Annotated in this window: 17 protein-coding genes; 12 read left to right on the top strand and 5 right to left on the bottom strand. The window is 67.9% G+C overall.

What is annotated here, in order from left to right:
* Positions 1–153 precede the first annotated feature (153 nt).
* The 3 genes from MMF98_RS15625 (at position 154) to MMF98_RS15615 (ending at position 3,133) form a co-directional block, all read left to right on the top strand.
* Positions 154–921, top strand: a complete 768-nt coding sequence (locus tag MMF98_RS15625) for a DeoR/GlpR family DNA-binding transcription regulator (RefSeq protein ID WP_243307542.1) — start codon at positions 154–156, stop codon at positions 919–921.
* 38 nt (positions 922–959) lie between these two features.
* Positions 960–2,501 carry a glycerol kinase GlpK gene (gene glpK / locus MMF98_RS15620; protein ID WP_243307541.1) on the top strand — a complete coding sequence of 514 codons (1,542 nt, stop codon included), beginning with the start codon at positions 960–962 and terminating at the stop codon, positions 2,499–2,501.
* 71 nt (positions 2,502–2,572) lie between these two features.
* Entirely contained in the window at positions 2,573–3,133 is a 561-nt protein-coding gene (locus MMF98_RS15615; protein ID WP_243307540.1) for a DUF3617 domain-containing protein, read from the top strand.
* A gap of 36 nt (positions 3,134–3,169) precedes the next feature.
* Here MMF98_RS15615 and MMF98_RS15610 read toward each other — a convergent pair whose 3' ends face one another.
* A complete protein-coding gene (locus MMF98_RS15610) occupies positions 3,170–3,865 on the bottom strand; it encodes a YggS family pyridoxal phosphate-dependent enzyme (protein WP_243307539.1) in 696 nt (231 codons plus the stop codon).
* Positions 3,866–3,899: 34 nt separating this feature from the next.
* On the opposite strand from MMF98_RS15610, the gene MMF98_RS15605 reads away from it, so the two are divergent.
* The 4 genes from MMF98_RS15605 (at position 3,900) to MMF98_RS15590 (ending at position 7,793) form a co-directional block, all read left to right on the top strand.
* Positions 3,900–4,943, top strand: a complete 1,044-nt coding sequence (locus MMF98_RS15605) for a type IV pilus twitching motility protein PilT (RefSeq protein ID WP_243307537.1) — start codon at positions 3,900–3,902, stop codon at positions 4,941–4,943.
* Positions 4,944–4,977: 34 nt separating this feature from the next.
* The gene (locus MMF98_RS15600; RefSeq protein WP_243307535.1) at positions 4,978–5,610 is read left to right on the top strand and encodes a cyclic nucleotide-binding domain-containing protein; all 633 of its coding nucleotides are present in this window, start codon (positions 4,978–4,980) and stop codon (positions 5,608–5,610) included.
* Between the two features lie 21 nt (positions 5,611–5,631).
* Positions 5,632–6,768, top strand: coding sequence for a PilT/PilU family type 4a pilus ATPase (locus MMF98_RS15595; RefSeq protein ID WP_243307533.1), 1,137 nt, complete (start codon positions 5,632–5,634; stop codon positions 6,766–6,768).
* A gap of 122 nt (positions 6,769–6,890) precedes the next feature.
* Positions 6,891–7,793 carry an NAD(P)-dependent oxidoreductase gene (locus tag MMF98_RS15590; RefSeq protein ID WP_243307532.1) on the top strand — a complete coding sequence of 301 codons (903 nt, stop codon included), beginning with the start codon at positions 6,891–6,893 and terminating at the stop codon, positions 7,791–7,793.
* Between the two features lie 65 nt (positions 7,794–7,858).
* Here the strand turns inward: MMF98_RS15590 and MMF98_RS15585 are convergent, their stop codons facing one another.
* Genes MMF98_RS15585 through MMF98_RS15575 form a run of 3 tightly spaced genes read right to left on the bottom strand, consistent with a single transcriptional unit; the run spans position 7,859 to position 9,558 of the window.
* Complete coding sequence (locus MMF98_RS15585) at positions 7,859–8,515, bottom strand: BON domain-containing protein (protein ID WP_243307531.1); 657 nt, start codon at positions 8,513–8,515, stop codon at positions 7,859–7,861.
* Positions 8,512–9,111: a phosphoheptose isomerase gene (locus MMF98_RS15580; RefSeq protein WP_243307530.1), complete on the bottom strand. Its 600-nt coding sequence runs from the start codon at positions 9,109–9,111 to the stop codon at positions 8,512–8,514. Before MMF98_RS15580 ends, MMF98_RS15585 begins: the two co-directional genes overlap by 4 nt.
* A gap of 54 nt (positions 9,112–9,165) precedes the next feature.
* Positions 9,166–9,558, bottom strand: a complete 393-nt coding sequence (locus tag MMF98_RS15575; RefSeq protein ID WP_243307529.1) for a YraN family protein — start codon at positions 9,556–9,558, stop codon at positions 9,166–9,168.
* On the opposite strand from MMF98_RS15575, the gene rsmI reads away from it, so the two are divergent.
* Both rsmI and MMF98_RS15565 read left to right on the top strand, forming a co-directional pair.
* Positions 9,558–10,481 (top strand): 16S rRNA (cytidine(1402)-2'-O)-methyltransferase, encoded by a 924-nt coding sequence (rsmI, locus tag MMF98_RS15570; RefSeq protein ID WP_243307528.1) that lies wholly within the window; start codon positions 9,558–9,560, stop codon positions 10,479–10,481. The genes MMF98_RS15575 and rsmI overlap by 1 nt on opposite strands.
* A gap of 50 nt (positions 10,482–10,531) precedes the next feature.
* Positions 10,532–10,792 carry a hypothetical protein gene (locus MMF98_RS15565; protein ID WP_243307527.1) on the top strand — a complete coding sequence of 87 codons (261 nt, stop codon included), beginning with the start codon at positions 10,532–10,534 and terminating at the stop codon, positions 10,790–10,792.
* 129 nt (positions 10,793–10,921) lie between these two features.
* Here MMF98_RS15565 and MMF98_RS15560 read toward each other — a convergent pair whose 3' ends face one another.
* On the bottom strand, positions 10,922–11,842 hold the full coding sequence (locus MMF98_RS15560; protein WP_243307526.1) for a LysR family transcriptional regulator: 921 nt from the start codon (positions 11,840–11,842) through the stop codon (positions 10,922–10,924).
* Between the two features lie 125 nt (positions 11,843–11,967).
* Between MMF98_RS15560 and MMF98_RS15555 the strand changes: the two genes are divergently transcribed.
* Genes MMF98_RS15555 through MMF98_RS15545 form a run of 3 tightly spaced genes read left to right on the top strand, consistent with a single transcriptional unit; the run spans position 11,968 to position 14,827 of the window.
* Entirely contained in the window at positions 11,968–12,966 is a 999-nt protein-coding gene (locus MMF98_RS15555) for a Bug family tripartite tricarboxylate transporter substrate binding protein (protein WP_243307524.1), read from the top strand.
* A 40-nt stretch (positions 12,967–13,006) separates the two neighbouring features.
* A complete protein-coding gene (locus MMF98_RS15550; protein ID WP_243307523.1) occupies positions 13,007–13,774 on the top strand; it encodes an aspartate/glutamate racemase family protein in 768 nt (255 codons plus the stop codon).
* Between the two features lie 27 nt (positions 13,775–13,801).
* Entirely contained in the window at positions 13,802–14,827 is a 1,026-nt protein-coding gene (locus MMF98_RS15545; RefSeq protein WP_243307522.1) for an isopenicillin N synthase family dioxygenase, read from the top strand.
* Positions 14,828–15,204: the final 377 nt, after the last annotated feature.

The following is a 15,204-nucleotide window of genomic DNA, read 5'->3' as shown; positions in this document are numbered from 1 at the left end:
TCCATGGGGATGATTTTTCTGGATTTGATTTTCGTATTCTTTCTATTTTATTCTTTTCTGATCTTTTTCATCAGAGTTTTCCCTTAGATTTTTCTATTCTTTTCGTTCTACAGTTTCTTCAGAGCCCAAAGCCGCCCCGGGGACAATGCTGGCGTGAACTCCAATCCAAGACAAATCAACCTGCTCGACGTGGTGCGCTCGCGCGGCTCCGTCACCGTCGAGGAGCTGGCCGACAAGCTGGGCGTGACGCTGCAGACGGTGCGCCGCGACGTGCAGCGGCTGGCCGATGCCGGCCTGCTGGCGCGCTTTCACGGCGGCGTGCGGGTGCCGAGCTCGACCACCGAGAACCTGGCCCACCCGCAGCGCGAAAGCCTGCATGCCGAAGGCAAGGCGCGCATCGCGCGCGCCGTCGCGGCCCAGGTGCCCAACGACTGCGCGCTGATGCTCAACATCGGCACCACCACCGAGGCCATTGCGCGCGCGCTGCTGCGCCACACCGGCCTGCGCGTGATCACCAACAACCTCAACGTGGCGGCCATCCTGAGCGGCAACCCGCAGTGCGAGGTGATCGTGGCCGGCGGCGTGGTGCGCGCGCGCGACCGCGGCATCATCGGCGAGGCGGCGGTGGACTTCATCCGGCAGTTCAAGGTGGACATCGCGCTGATCGGCATCTCGGGCATCGAGGCCGACGGCTCGCTGCGCGACTTCGACTACCGCGAGGTCAAGGTGGCGCAGACCATCATCCGGCACGCGCGCGAGGTCTGGCTCGCGGCCGACGCCAGCAAGTTCAACCGCCCGGCCATGGTCGAGCTGGCCACGCTCTCGCAGATCGACCGCCTGTTCACCGACGCGCCGCCGCCCGAGCCGTTCCCCGCGCTGCTGGCCGAGGCCCAGGTGCGCCTTGACGTGGCCCTGGCCTGACCGCCCCGCCCGCTCTCCAACCCTTTTCAGGCCCGCCCATGACTTATCTGCTCGCCCTCGACCAAGGCACCTCCAGCTCCCGCAGCATCGTGTTCGACGCCCAGGGCCAGGTGGTGGCGCTGGCCCAGCAGGAGCTGCCCCAGATCTACCCTCAGCCCGGCTGGGTGGAGCACGATCCGATGGAGATATGGCGCACCCAGCTCGCCACCGCGCGCGAAGCGCTGGCCCGGGCCGGGCTGCAGGCGCGCGACATCCGCGCCGTGGGCATCACCAACCAGCGCGAGACCACCGTGGTCTGGAACCGCGCCACCGGCGTGCCGATCCACCATGCCATCGTCTGGCAGGACCGCCGCGCCGAACCCACCTGCGCGCAGCTGCGCGAACGCGGGCTCGGCGCCACGATCCAGGCCAAGACCGGCCTGCTGATCGACGCCTACTTCTCGGGCACCAAGCTCAAGTGGCTCCTCGACCATGTGCCGCAGGCGCGCGAGCAGGCCGGGCGCGGCGAGCTGGCCTTCGGCACCATCGACAGCTGGCTGCTGTGGCACCTCACCGGCGGCGCGGTGCATGCCACCGACGTCAGCAACGCCTCGCGCACCATGCTGTTCAACGTGCACAGCAACCAGTGGGACGAGGAGCTGCTGCAGATGCTGGACATCCCCCCCGCGCTGATGCCGCGGGTGCGGCCGTCCAGCGCCGCCTATGGCGAGACCCTGCCCGGCCTGCTGGGCCACGCCATCCCGATCGGCGGCGTCGCGGGCGACCAGCAGAGCGCGCTGTTCGGCCAGGCCTGCTTCAAGGAAGGCATGGCCAAGAACACCTACGGCACGGGCTGCTTCATGCTGATGCACACCGGCGCCACGTTCCAGACGTCGCACAACGGCCTGCTGACCACCAGCGCGGCGCAAGTTGGCCCCACGCTCGCCACGGTGCGGGCTGCGCCGCCCCCTGAAGAGGCGCAGTCCGCCCCCCAGTACGCGCTGGAGGGCAGCGTGTTCGTGGGCGGCGCCGTGGTGCAGTGGCTGCGCGACGGGCTGCACGCCATCCGCGCCAGCAGCGAAGTGCAGTCGCTGGCCGAGAGCGTGCCCGATTCGGGCGGCGTGATGATGGTGCCGGCCTTCACCGGCCTGGGCGCGCCCTACTGGCAGCCCGAGGCGCGCGGCACCATCACCGGCCTCACGCGCGGCACCACCCTGGCCCACATTGCGCGGGCCGCGCTGGAGAGCATCGCCTACCAGAGCGCCGCGCTGCTGCAGGCCATGAGCCGCGACGCCGTGGCCGCGGGCGCGGCGCCGGTGAACGAGCTGCGCGTGGATGGCGGGGCCTGCATCAACAACCTGCTGATGCAGTTCCAGGCCGACCTGCTGGGCATCCCGGTGGTGCGCCCGGCCGTGACCGAGACCACGGCGCTGGGCGCGGCCTACCTCGCCGGGCTGTCGGCCGGCGTCTACCGCAGCACCGAGGAACTGTCGGGCCTGTGGCGCGCCGAACGCCGCTTCCTGCCCACGCTGGCCCCGCAGCGCGCGCAGGAACTGATGGCGCGCTGGGAGCATGCCGTGCGCCAGACCACGCTGGGGTAGGCAACCGCGCCTTCCCTCAAGCGGGAAGGCTGAGCACAATGCGCGTTCTGATGGAGGAAATGGAAATGCACATGAAGAAAAACTCCGGCCTGCTGGCTGCTGCCATGCTGGCCACGGCCCCCTTCGCGGCCTGGGGCCAGAACATCAAGCCGGGCCTGTGGGAGATCACGAGCAAGATGCAGTCGGCTAGCGGCCAGTTGGAGCAGTCCATGGCCCAGATGCAGAAGCAACTGGCCAGCATGCCGCCCGAGCAGCGAAAGATGATGGAAGACATGCTGGCCAAGCAGGGCCTGAAACAAGACCCGGCCAGCGGCATCACCGCCAAGAGCTGCGTCACCCCAGAGATGGCCGCGCGCGGCGCCATGCCGATCCAGCAGCATGGCGAGTGCACGAACACCTTGTCGCCGCGCGTGGGCAACACCGTCAAGGTGGCCTTCACCTGTGCCACGCGGCCGCCCTCCAGCGGCGAGGGCGAGATCACGTTCGCCAGCAACGAGGCCTACTCGATGAAGATGCGGATGAACACCACCACCCCGCAGGGCAAGCCCGAAACCGTCACCCTGGACGGCACGGGCAAGTGGCTGGGCGCCGACTGCGGCAACGTCAAGCCGACGGCCGCGCCGAAGAAGTGAGCGGGCCGGCGGCCTGACGCCGGGGCCGGGCCGCCCTCAGGGAGCGGCCGCAGGCCGGCCGCCGAAGATCGCCGTGCCCACGCGCACCAGGGTGCTGCCGGCCGCGATGGCGGCCTCGAGATCGGCCGTCATGCCCAGGGACAGCGTGTCGAGCGCGACGCCGGCCTCGCGAATCTGGTCAAACAAGGCCCGGGTCCTGGCGTGCAGGTTCTTTTGCGCTACAAAATCAGGAGCAGGCTCGGGAATCGCCATGAGGCCGCGCAGTTGCAGGCGCGGCAGCCGCGCCACGTCCCGCGCCAGCGCCAGCGCGTCTTCGGGCGCCACGCCCGACTTGGCGGCGCCGCCGTCGATGTTGACCTGGATGCACACCTGCAGCGGCGGCAGGCCCGCGGGGCGCTGCTCGCTGAGCCGCTGCGCGATCTTCAGGCGGTCCACCGTGTGGGCCCAGTCGAAGTGCGCCGCCACCAGCCGCGTCTTGTTGCTCTGGATCGGGCCGATGCAGTGCCACTCCAGCGGCAGGTCGCGCAGGGCGCCGATCTTGTCGACGGCCTCCTGGATGTAGTTCTCGCCGAAGGCGCGCTGCCCCGCCGCATGCGCCTCGCGCACGGCCTCGGGCCCGAAGGTCTTGGAGACGGCCAGCAGCATCACCTCGTCCGCCCCGCGCCCGGCGGTCTTGCACGCGGCGGCGATGCGCGCGTGAACACGCTGGAGGTTGTCCCGAATCATGGTCATAATCGCCCTAACCATACCAAACCTCGAGGGATTCGTGGACATCACCCAGCTGCTGGCATTCAGTGTCAAGAACAAGGCTTCCGATCTGCACCTCTCCGCCGGGCTCCCTCCGATGATTCGCGTCCATGGCGACGTGCGGCGCATCAATGTGGACCCGCTGGACCACAAGCAGGTGCATGGCATGGTGTACGACATCATGAACGACGGCCAGCGCAAGCAGTACGAAGAGTTCCTGGAGTGCGACTTCTCGTTCGAGATCGACGGCCTCGCGCGCTTTCGCGTCAACGCCTTCAACCAGAACCGCGGCGCGGCCGCCGTGTTCCGGACCATTCCGAGCAAGATCCTCACGCTCGAGCAGCTCAACGCGCCCAAGATCTTCGGCGACCTCGCGCTCAAGCCGCGCGGCCTGGTGCTGGTGACCGGCCCCACGGGCTCGGGCAAGTCGACCACGCTGGCGGCCATGGTCAACTACCTCAACGAAACCGAGTACGGCCACATCCTCACGGTGGAAGACCCGATCGAGTTCGTGCACGAATCCAAGAAGTGCCTGATCAACCAGCGCGAAGTCGGCCCCATGACGCTGAGCTTCGCCGCCGCGCTGAAGTCCGCGCTGCGCGAGGACCCGGACGCGATCCTGGTGGGCGAAATGCGGGATCTGGAAACCATCCGCCTGGCCATGACGGCGGCCGAAACCGGCCACCTGGTGTTCGGCACGCTGCACACCTCCAGCGCCGCCAAGACCATCGACCGGATCATCGACGTGTTCCCGGCCGAAGAGAAGGAGATGGTGCGCTCGATGCTCTCGGAATCGCTGCAGGCCGTGATCTCGCAGACGCTGTGCAAGACCAAGGACGGCTCCGGCCGCGTGGCGGCGCACGAAATCATGCTCGGCACCAGCGCCATCCGCAACCTGATCCGCGAGGCCAAGGTGGCCCAGATGTACTCGGCCATCCAGACCGGCAACAGCTTCGGCATGCAGACGCTGGACCAGAATCTGACCGAGCTGGTCAAACGCAACATGATCAGTCCGGCCGAAGCCCGCGGCAAGGCCAAGACGCCCGAAAACTTCCCGGGCTGACCCCGCGCGACGGCCCTCGCCACTGGAGCATTCCATGAAAGGTATCCTCGGACTTCTCAAACGGGCCACCCCGCACAGCCCGGACGAGGACAAGCCCGACTCCCTGCTGTTCACCACCGCGTTCGCGGACCTGGGCGTCGATCCGTCGATGCTGGTGCCCTGGGAAGCGCGCGCCAACGAGATCGGCGCCAAGCGGCTGTCCGCCTCGCGCGGCTCCAAGCTGCTGCAGGCGCTGTGGGCCAAGGACAAGTACATGAGCCGGCTGGCCGCAAACGGCGTGTCGCGGCTGGAGCAGTTCTTCGATTTCGCCACCGTGCCGGCCGAGCGCGATGTCATCCGCCAGGACGAGTACGGCAACTTCATGATCGTGCTGCTGAGCGGCACCATCGCGGTGGACCGGGTGCAGCCCTGGGGCGAGCAGCTGCGGCTGACCGAGGCCCGGCCGGGCGACATCCTGGGCGAGATGTCGCTGCTCGACAGCGGCATGCGCTTCTCGCTGTGCACCTCGCTCAACGAGTGCGAAATCGCCGTGCTCAGCGCCGATGCGCTCGACGAGATGATGTCGGCCGACGCGCCGCTGGCCGCCAGCCTGATCGGACTGCTGGCCCGCAAGCTCTCCCTGCGTCTGCGGGTGGTCAGCGCCCGCCTGACGGACCAGAAATCCTAGCGCCAGAATCGAGGAAACGACATGGAACGCGATCAGGCCAGCAAGTTCATCAACGACCTGCTCAAACTGATGATCAGCCGCAACGGCAGCGACCTGTTCATTACCGGCGACTTCCCCCCGGCCATGAAGGTGGACGGCAAGGTCACCAAGGTGTCGCCGCAGCCGCTGACCGCCGCCCACACGCTGGCCCTGGCGCGCTCGATCATGAACGACAAGCAGGCCGCCGAATTCGAGCGCACCAAGGAGTGCAATTTCGCGATCTCGCCGCCCGGCGTCGGGCGCTTCCGCGTCAACGCCTTCGTGCAGCAGGGCAAGGTCGGCATGGTGATGCGGGTGATCCCGGCCATTCTGCCGACCATCGACGGCCTGGGCGTGCCGCAGGTGCTCAAGGAAGTGGTGATGTCCAAGCGCGGCCTGTGCATCCTGGTGGGGGCCACCGGCTCGGGCAAGTCGACCACGCTGGCCGCCATGATGGACTGGCGCAACGAGAACTCCTACGGCCACATCATCACGATCGAGGACCCGGTGGAATTCGTGCACCCGCACAAGAACTGCGTGGTCACCCAGCGCGAGGTCGGCCTCGACACCGACAGCTGGGAGGCCGCGCTCAAGAACACGCTGCGCCAGGCGCCCGACGTGATCCTGATGGGCGAGATCCGCGACCGCGAGACCATGGAGCACGCGGTGGCCTTCGCCGAAACCGGCCACCTGTGCCTGGCCACGCTGCACGCCAACAGCGCCAACCAGGCCCTCGACCGCGTGATCAACTTCTTCCCCGAGGAGCGCCGCGCCCAGCTGCTGATGGACCTCTCGCTCAACCTCAAGGCCATGATCTCGCAGCGCCTGGTGCCCAAGCAGGACGGCAAGGGCCGCGCGGCGGCCGTGGAGATCATGCTCAACACGCCGCTGATCTCCGACCTGATCTTCAAGGGCGAAGTCTCCGAGATCAAGGAGATCATGAAGAAGAGCCGCAACCTCGGGATGCAGACTTTCGACCAGGCGCTGTACGACGCCTACGAGAGCAACCTCATCACCTATGAGGATGCGCTGCGCAACGCCGATTCGGTGAACGACCTGCGGCTGCAGATCAAGCTCAACAGCCAGCGCGCCAAGACCCAGGATCTGGCCGCCGGCACCGAGCACCTCGCGATTGTCTGACTCCCAGGCGCCGCACGCCGCGGCGCCTTGCCTCCTCCCTCTTTGCGGCGGGAAGGCATGCATGGCGGAGGTGCATACTTCTGCGATGCCCTCCCCTTCGTTTGTTTTCTGATCCGCACACCATGAACAGCACCAACTCCCGCATCTACGAACCCACGCCCGCGCGCCCGGTGGCCTTCCTCGGCCTGGGCGTGATGGGCTTTCCGATGGCCGGCCACCTCGCGCTGGCGGGACACCAGGTCACGGTCTACAACCGCAGCGCGGCCAAGGCCGCGGCCTGGGCCGGCGAGTTCCGGGGCCGCACGGCGCCGACGCCGCGCGAGGCCGCGTCCGGCGCCGAGATCGTGTTCTGCTGCGTCGGCAACGACGACGACCTGCGCAGCGTGGTGCTCGGGCCCGACGGCGCCTTCGCCGGCATGAAGGCCGGCGCGATCTTCGTGGACCACACCACGGCCTCCGCCGACGTGGCGCGCGAACTGTATGCCGCCGGCCGGCAACTCGGCCTGCAGTTCGTCGACGCCCCGGTCTCGGGCGGCCAGGCCGGCGCGCAGAACGGCCTGCTCACGGTGATGTGCGGCGGCGACGCGGCGGCGTTCGACGCAGCCAAGCCGGTCGGCATGGCCTTCTCGCGGGCCTTCACGCGCCTGGGCGACAGTGGCGCTGGCCAGCTCACCAAGATGGTCAACCAGATCTGCATCGCCGGGCTGGTGCAGGCCTTGAGCGAGGCCATCGCCTTCGGCCAGAACGCCGGGCTGGACATGGCCCAGGTGCTCGACGTGATCGGCAAGGGCGCGGCGCAGAGCTGGCAGATGGACAACCGCGGCAAGACCATGATCGCGGGCCAGTTCGACTTCGGGTTCGCGGTGGACTGGATGCGCAAGGACCTCGGCCTGGTGTTCGACGAGGCCAAGCGCAATGGTGCGCGCCTGCCCGTGACGGCGCTGGTGGACCAGTTCTACGCCGATGTGCAGGCCCTGGGCGGCCAGCGCTGGGACACGTCCAGCCTGATCCGGCGCCTCAAATGAAAAACCGGGTGCTATCTATTCAATAGCACCCGGCGTCCGGCTGGCCTGGACCCCAGCCTGTTTTCTCAACTATTGGGCGGCGTGCTGCCCTGCCCCGGCTTGGCCGGCTGCGGCAGCATGTTCTTCAGCTCTTCCTCGGTGATGATTTCAAAGACCCGGACCACGCGCTGCACGCCGCTCACCCCCCGGGTGATCTCGGTGGCGCGGTCGGCCTCGCGCTGCGTCACACGCCCCATCAGGTAGACCGTGCCGCGCTCGGTCACCACCTTGAAGGCATTGGCGTAGATATCCTTGGCGTCGACCAGCGAGGCCTTGACCTTGCCCGTCACGAGCGAGTCGGAGGAGCGCTGCGTCAGCGTGGAATTGCCCATCACGCCCAGCTCGTTGACGATGGCGCGCACATTCTCCACGCGCGACACCACCTGCTCCACCAGCTGCTTGTCCTGCGCGGTGGGCACTTCCCCGGTCAGCAGCACCTGGCGGTTGTAGCTGGTCACGTTCACGTGGGCGCGGTCGCCCAGGTTCTCGCGCACGCGGTTGTTGGCACGCAGCTCGATGCCCTCGTCTTCCACCTGGGCGCCGGAAGTGCGGCGATCGGTGGCCATCAGCGAGCCGCCCACGACAGCCCCCCCCACCACCAGCGGCACGCAGGCCGTCAAACCACCGCCCAGGCTGGCCGCAGCCAGCATCGCCAGGACCAGGCGCTTTGCATTGAATTTCATGTTGGGACTTCCTGTTCTCCGAGTAGTTGCGCATCCACGCCGTCGCAGATGCAGTGAAGGACCAGAAGATGCACCTCCTGGATGCGGGCGGTGCGGTCATGGGGCACGCAGACATGCACGTCGGTTTCGCGCAGGGCACTGCCCATCTTGCCGCCGCCCTTGCCGGTCAGCGCCACCACGGTCATCTCGCGCTCATGGGCGGCCTCGATGGCAGCCAGCACATTGGCCGAATTGCCGCTGGTGGAGAACGCCAGCAGCACGTCGCCGGCCTGCCCCAGCGCGCGCACCTGCTTGGAGAAGATGACGTTGTAGTCGTAGTCGTTGGCAATCGCGGTGAGGATGGAGGTGTCCGTGGTCAGCGCGATCGCGCCCAGCTCGGGCCGCTCGCGCTCGAAACGACCCACGAATTCGGCGGCGAAATGCTGCGCATCGGCGGCCGAGCCGCCATTGCCGCAGGCCAGCACCTTGCCTCCGCTGGTGACGCAGGCCAGGATCGCCTGCACGGCGGCCGCAACGGGCTTGCTCAGGACCTGGGCCGATTGGTACTTCAGGTCGGCGCTGTCGATAAAGTGCTGTTGGATGCGTTGCTCAAGCATGGAGAGTGATGATAACCGCGGCCTGTGAAACCGGATGTATGCCCATGAAAAACCTCATGCCGCGTCAAAGGCCGCGCGCAGCCACTCGATGCCGTCTTCCACCACCACCACGTCGAAGCGGCAGGGCGGCGGCTCGCGCAGGCGCATCAGGTAGTGCCGGGCCGCGAAGACGATGCGGCGCTGCTTGACCCGGCCCACGCTCGCCGCCGCGCCGCCATGCGACGCATGCGAGCGCCGGCGCACCTCCACGAACACCAGCGTGCCGTCGCGCTCGCGCATGATGAGGTCGATTTCGCCGCCGCCGCGCCCGGGCGTCCGATAATTGCGCTCCAGCAGCCGCAGCCCGGCAACCTGCAGGTAGGCCAATGCCTGGTCTTCAGCGGCGTCGCCCGCCTGCTTGGTGGTGGCCGGCCGGGACAGGCCGGCGATCTTTTTGAGGAATTCCATTGAGCGCTTCTTTTGCCTCCGCCCTGCACGCCGCGCGCGAAGCGGCGGCCTCGCAGCATTATCCGCACGGCGCACTGTACGTGGTGGCCACGCCGATCGGCAACCTGGCCGACATCACGCTGCGGGCGCTGCACGTGCTCGGCCTGGCGGATGCGGTGGCCTGCGAGGACACGCGCCACACCCAGGCGCTGCTGCGCGCCTACGGCATCGACAAGACGGCCTCGCAACTGATCGCCGTGCACCAGCACAACGAGGCGCAGGCGGCGCAAACCATCGTCGAACGGCTGCAGCAGGGCCAGCGCATCGCCTATGCCAGCGATGCGGGCACCCCCGCCGTGAGCGATCCCGGGGCGCGGCTGGTTGCCGCCGTGCGCGCGGCCGCGCAGCCGGTAGTGCCCCTGCCCGGCGCCAGCAGCGTGACCACCGCGCTCAGCGTGGCGGGCGTGGCCGAGGGCAGCGGCTTCGTGTTTGCCGGCTTCCTGCCGGCCAAGACGACCGAACGCGAGACCGCCGTGCTGGCGCTGGCGCAGGAGACGCGCGCCGTGGTGCTGCTGGAGGCGCCGCACCGCATCGAAGCCCTCGCCCAGGCCCTGGCGGCGCTGGGCGGGCGCAAGCTCACGGTCGGGCGGGAAATGACCAAGCAGTTCGAGCAGATCACCGACGTGGCAGCCGCCGAGCTGCCGGCCTGGCTGGCCGCCGAGGCCAGCCGCACGCGCGGCGAATTCGTGCTGGTGCTGCACCCGGCGCCGGCCGCGCCCGCCGCGGCGGACGGCGAGCGCGTGCTCGCGCTGCTGCTGCAGGAGCTGCCACTGAAGACCGCCGTGAAGCTGGCGGCCGACATCACCGGCGCTCCCCGCAACACCTTGTACGAACAGGCCCTGGCCCTGAAAAACAGCGAACCCCGGCGCCCTGAATCGGCGTAGGATGGGGCCAGGCACGGGAGGTTCGTTCGCGTTTCCGATGGAGGTACGCCATGGAGATGACATTCGTCGCCATTCTGTTCGTCCTGGTCGTCCTGCTGGCGATCTGGGCCAGCCCGGGCTGGAGCGCACTGGTCGCACAGTACCGCGCCCTGTTCTCCGTTCAGCCGCCGGGCCAGGTCAGCCCGCCTGATGGCCGGTCCGCCCCGCCCGCCACGGCCGCGGACCCGCAGCACCGCCATGGCGGCGCGCCTGCCGGCCAGCACGGCCCCAAGCGCCACACGGTGGTGCCGCACCAGGCCCGCGGACGTTGAAGCCCGTGCAGCTTCGCTGGGGTCAGACCCCTTGAAGTCCAGGCCAGGCCAGCCAGCCCCAGTGCCAGGTAGCGGCCCAGCCACTTGCGCGCACTCGACTCGGATGAACAGAGACAACCTCTTGAGCCTTCACAGCGAGTCCCCGCGGCTGGCCATGAAGTCGAACAACATGCCTGCAGCAACGCTCAGCTGGTCGCGGCTGCGGCAGCAGATGATGAAGCGGCGCGTGGCCCAGCCATCGGACAGCGGCACGAAGCCACGCTGCCGGGCTTCCTGCGGCAAGGCCTTGAAGGCAACCTCGCGCGGGACGACGGCGACCCCGACGCCAGCGCGCGCAAGCCGCGCGGCGGCTTCAAAGGTTTCCACGACCGCACGGTAGTGCAGGCCCTCTGCCGAGACGCGGGCGGCGTCGCGCAGCGTCGTCTGAAAGTTGCTGGCCGCGGGCAAGCCGATGTGGTCGTACGGCAGGGTTTCGCTGAAGCGGACGGCCTCGCGCCCGGCCAGCGGGTGGCCGTCGGGCACCACCAACCCCAAATGGTCGGTGCGGTAGGGCACTGCGTGGAGGGCGCCGCTGTCGACCACGTCCCAGCAAATGCCGAGCGTTGCGGCGCCGCTGCGCACGCCCTCGACCACGGCATGACTCAACCGCTCCTCGACGGACACGCGAATGCCTTCGTGCCCGACGGCAGTGAGAAATTCCGCGACGTCTTCGGGCACCTGTTCGGCCAGCGCGGCGGCCGCGGCGAATACGCGGACCTGGCCTTGAGGCAGGCGCGCCCGCGCCACGATGTCGCGCTCGATGTCGTCCATGATCGCCAGCATCGCCCGGGCATGCTCCAGCAGCGTGAGGCCCGACGGGGTGGGCGCCACGCCAGACATGCGCCGATCAAGCAGGCGGGTGCCCACGCGGTCTTCCAGCTGTGCGATGCGCTTGCTGATCGCGGAGACCACCAGCGCCTCTTGCTGAGCTACGCGCGAAAGGCTGCCGGCTTCGCAGACGAGCACGAAGATGCGCAGGGAGACGAGATCGAGGTTCAGAGCAGGTGACATGGTGGATACCTGGCGGCAGGCCGGCCTTTCTATTTTCGGAAAACTCCTGTTCCGAGATGTCGCAAGACTGATGCCCGGCAAAAACCTAGAGTGTGCCTCTTCGCTCGTTTGATTCGGAGTACCTGATGTTGAACCGTCTTCGCGTGACATCCCGCCGTTCCGCCGCCATCGCCGTTGCCATTGCGCTGGCCCTCGCGATGGGGTTGGTCTTCGCTCAAGCCCGCAGCTACCCGGCCAAACCGATCCGCGTGCTGATCCCGTTCGCTGCCGGCGGCGCGCTCGACGCGGTGGGCCGGCCGCTGGGCGAGGCCTTTCAGCGCACCACCGGCCAGCCTTGGGTGATCGATAACCTCGGCGGGGCCGGCGGCACCATCGCCACGCAGCAGATCGCCCGCGCGCCGAACGACGGCTACCAGCTGCTGCTGGCGAGCAACGGCCAGATCTCGGTGGCACCCTACGTCTACCCGTCGCTGCCCTACAACCCCGAGCGGGACCTCGCGCCCATCGTCCACATCGTGGACAGTTCGGCGGTGCTGTACGCGGGCGTCAACTCGCCCTACCGCACCGTGCAGGACGTGCTCGCCAAGGCGCGCTCGATGCCAGGCGCGGTGAACTTCGCGCACACCGGCTCGGGCAGCGTCTCGCACCTCGCCATGGAACTGCTGGCCAAGGAGGCCAAGGTGAAGTTCACGGCCGTTCCCTACAAGGGCGCCAGCATGGCCCTGCCCGACCTGGCCAGCGGCCAGGTGCCGCTGCTCTTCACTTACGTGAGTTCGGCGCGTTCCATGGTCGACAGCGGCAGGGTGCGCCCGATCGCGGTGGCCGCCGAGAAGCGGCTCGAGTCGCTGCCCGACGTTCCCACCTTCGCGGAAGCCGGCCTGCCCCAGGTTGTCGCCAAGCTGTGGATCGGGCTGATGGCGCCACGCGGCACGCCGCAACCGGTCGTCGACTTCATGTCGCGCGAGGTGAACGCGCTGCTGGGCACGCCCGACATGAAAAAGCGGCTGGAGCCGCAGGGGCTGGAGGTCAAGGGCGGCAGCATCGACCAGTTCCAGCAAATGATCGCCGAGGATAGCGCGCGCTGGCGCGAACTCTCCAAGGTGGTGGACCTTTCGCCGAAGTAGGGCGGAACGAATTCGGAGTACTTGAAAAATGGAGAAATCGATGGTTTCGAGAAAAGCGCGCGGCGGCAAGACCGTGTACGGCGCACGTGTCGGCATCCTGATGCTGGAGACGAAGTGGCCGCGCGTGCCGGGCGACACCGGCCACGCCGCCACCTGGCCGTTCCCGGTTTTGTACAAGGTGGTCAAGGGCGCCACGGCCCGCGTCGTGGTGCACGAGAAGGGGAAGGGGCTGGGCCCGGCCTTCCTCGAGGCGGCGGCCGAGCTGGTGCGCGAAGGCGCCGACGGCATCACCACCACCGGCGGCTTCCTGGGCATTTTCCAGAAGCAGCTCGCGGCGCACACTGGCGTGCCGGTGGCAAGCTCGTCGCTGATGCAGATTCCGCTGGTGCAGGCCCTGCTGCCAGCCGGCAAGCGCGTGGGCGTGCTCACCGTGCAGGCGCAGCGGCTGGACGCTGAGCACCTCACTGCCGTGGGTGCGCCGCTGGACACGCCGATCGTGGGCACCGAGAACGGCCGCGAGTTCACCCGCGTCCTGCTCGGTGACGAGATGGAGATGGACTACGCCCTCGCGGAGCAAGAAGTGCTGGCCGCCGGCTACGAGATGCGCGACCGCCACCCCGACGTTGGCGCCCTGGTGCTGGAGTGCCACAACATGGCGCCGTATTCCTGGCGCCTGCAGAACGAGCTGGGCATCCCGGTGTACGACGTCTATACCTTCGTCAAGTGGTTTCAGTCGGGCCTGGAGCCGCGCAACTTCGGCTACCCGAGCAGCAGCACGCCCGCGTACGGGTGGAGGGAACGGCTGTAACGCCCGCCCCTCATCAGGAGACATCCCTTGAGCCCCACCACCTCTTCATCCACCGCCTATGCCGACGCGAAGTCCGTCGAGCTGGACGACATCCCCGTCATCGACCTCGCCGACCTGGTCGCCGGCACGCCGGGTGCCGTCCAAGCGGTGGCCAGCCAGATCGTCGAAGCGTCGCAGCGCATCGGCTTCTTCTACGTCAAGAACCACGGCATCGCCCCGGCCGTGATCGACGGCGCCAGCCGCGCCATGCGCGGCTACTTCGCGCTGCCCGCCGAGGTCAAGGCCCGGACGCCCGTCAACACCAGCCAGCGCGGCTGGATGGCCACGGGCATGGCCAAACTCGAAGGCTCCAAGACCCACGACCTGAAGGAAATCTTCTTCTGGGGGCCCGAGCAATGGCACCCGCGCCTGGACGCCCGCAAGGGCGTGGACTCGCTGGTGGCCGAGAACACTTGGCCCGACGAGTCCTTCCCGGCGCTGCGCCGCGACCTGCTGCCCTACTACGACGAGATCCAGCGCGTGGGTGGCAAGCTGTTGTCCGCCATTGCCGTGGGGCTGGGGCGCGGCGCTGACTTTTTCGAGCAGCGCTACACCAGCCCGATGGCGCGGGGGCAGCTGGTGTATTACCCCGTGTCCACCGCCAAGGACGAAAGCGAAGAGCGCTTCGGCTCCGCGCCGCACACCGACTTCGGCGTGCTCACCCTGCTGCTACAGGACATGAACGGCGGCCTGCAGGTGCGCAACCGCACAGGCGAATGGGTCGCGGCCACGCCGATCCCGGGCACGCTGGTCTGCAACATCGGCGACCTGCTGAACCGCTGGTCGAACGAGACGCTGAGCTCCAACCTGCACCGCGTGATCAACCGCTCAGGCAACGAGCGCCACTCGATCGCGATCTTCTTCGACCCTGACCCCGACGCTGTCGTGAGCCCGGAAGACCTGGGCTTCCCCGAAGGCATGGAGAAGTATCCGCCGATCACGGTTTCGGACTACATCCATGGGAAAAACAAAAAAAACTTCACGCAGTACCAGCAGGGCGGCAAGCAAGCCTAGAGAGGCCATTGTTGGCATGGCCCCGGCCCGGCAGTAGCTGGCCAAGCGGAAGCGGCCGCAGAAAGCCCTGGGCGTTGCCACTGCTGGCCAAAGCCCCTGGGACACGTGCTCGCTGCCGAGAGACAAGGCCATAGAAAAGAATCCGCACAAGTCAGAGGAAGCGTGGCGGAACACTGGGCGTGACACCTTCGTCCCGTTGGGGTTCGGCCCGGGCGAGGTATTCCAGTTTGACTGGAGCGAGGACTGGACGGTGATTGCCGGCGAGCGGCACCATGCTGCCGTGTAGAACGGCGTAGAAAGACGTGGATACAGCCAGCTTGCACCAGCGCTTACATGCGGAACCCATCCAGTCGGCGGGCGACAAGAAAACAGATCAA

The sequence above is a fragment of the Variovorax terrae genome, assembly GCF_022809125.1.
Taxonomy (GTDB): Bacteria; Pseudomonadota; Gammaproteobacteria; order Burkholderiales; family Burkholderiaceae_C; genus Variovorax_A; species Variovorax_A terrae.
The sequence above is the reverse complement of the archived record's forward strand: the minus strand, read 5'-3'. Positions and strand labels throughout refer to the sequence as shown.

Bases quoted from the DNA above. Each gene is read 5' to 3' on its own strand.
- glpK (WP_243307541.1), top strand. From the start codon at position 960: ATGACTTATCTGCTCGCCCTCGACCAAGGCACCTCCAGCTCCCGCAGC.
- MMF98_RS15615 (WP_243307540.1), top strand. From the start codon at position 2,573: ATGAAGAAAAACTCCGGCCTGCTGGCTGCTGCCATGCTGGCCACGGCC.
- MMF98_RS15610 (WP_243307539.1), bottom strand. From the start codon at position 3,865: ATGACCATGATTCGGGACAACCTCCAGCGTGTTCACGCGCGCATCGCC.
- MMF98_RS15600 (WP_243307535.1), top strand. From the start codon at position 4,978: ATGAAAGGTATCCTCGGACTTCTCAAACGGGCCACCCCGCACAGCCCG.
- MMF98_RS15595 (WP_243307533.1), top strand. From the start codon at position 5,632: ATGGAACGCGATCAGGCCAGCAAGTTCATCAACGACCTGCTCAAACTG.
- MMF98_RS15590 (WP_243307532.1), top strand. From the start codon at position 6,891: ATGAACAGCACCAACTCCCGCATCTACGAACCCACGCCCGCGCGCCCG.
- MMF98_RS15585 (WP_243307531.1), bottom strand. From the start codon at position 8,515: ATGAAATTCAATGCAAAGCGCCTGGTCCTGGCGATGCTGGCTGCGGCC.
- MMF98_RS15580 (WP_243307530.1), bottom strand. From the start codon at position 9,111: ATGCTTGAGCAACGCATCCAACAGCACTTTATCGACAGCGCCGACCTG.
- MMF98_RS15575 (WP_243307529.1), bottom strand. From the start codon at position 9,558: ATGGAATTCCTCAAAAAGATCGCCGGCCTGTCCCGGCCGGCCACCACC.
- MMF98_RS15565 (WP_243307527.1), top strand. From the start codon at position 10,532: ATGGAGATGACATTCGTCGCCATTCTGTTCGTCCTGGTCGTCCTGCTG.
- MMF98_RS15560 (WP_243307526.1), bottom strand. From the start codon at position 11,842: ATGTCACCTGCTCTGAACCTCGATCTCGTCTCCCTGCGCATCTTCGTG.
- MMF98_RS15555 (WP_243307524.1), top strand. From the start codon at position 11,968: ATGTTGAACCGTCTTCGCGTGACATCCCGCCGTTCCGCCGCCATCGCC.
- MMF98_RS15550 (WP_243307523.1), top strand. From the start codon at position 13,007: ATGGTTTCGAGAAAAGCGCGCGGCGGCAAGACCGTGTACGGCGCACGT.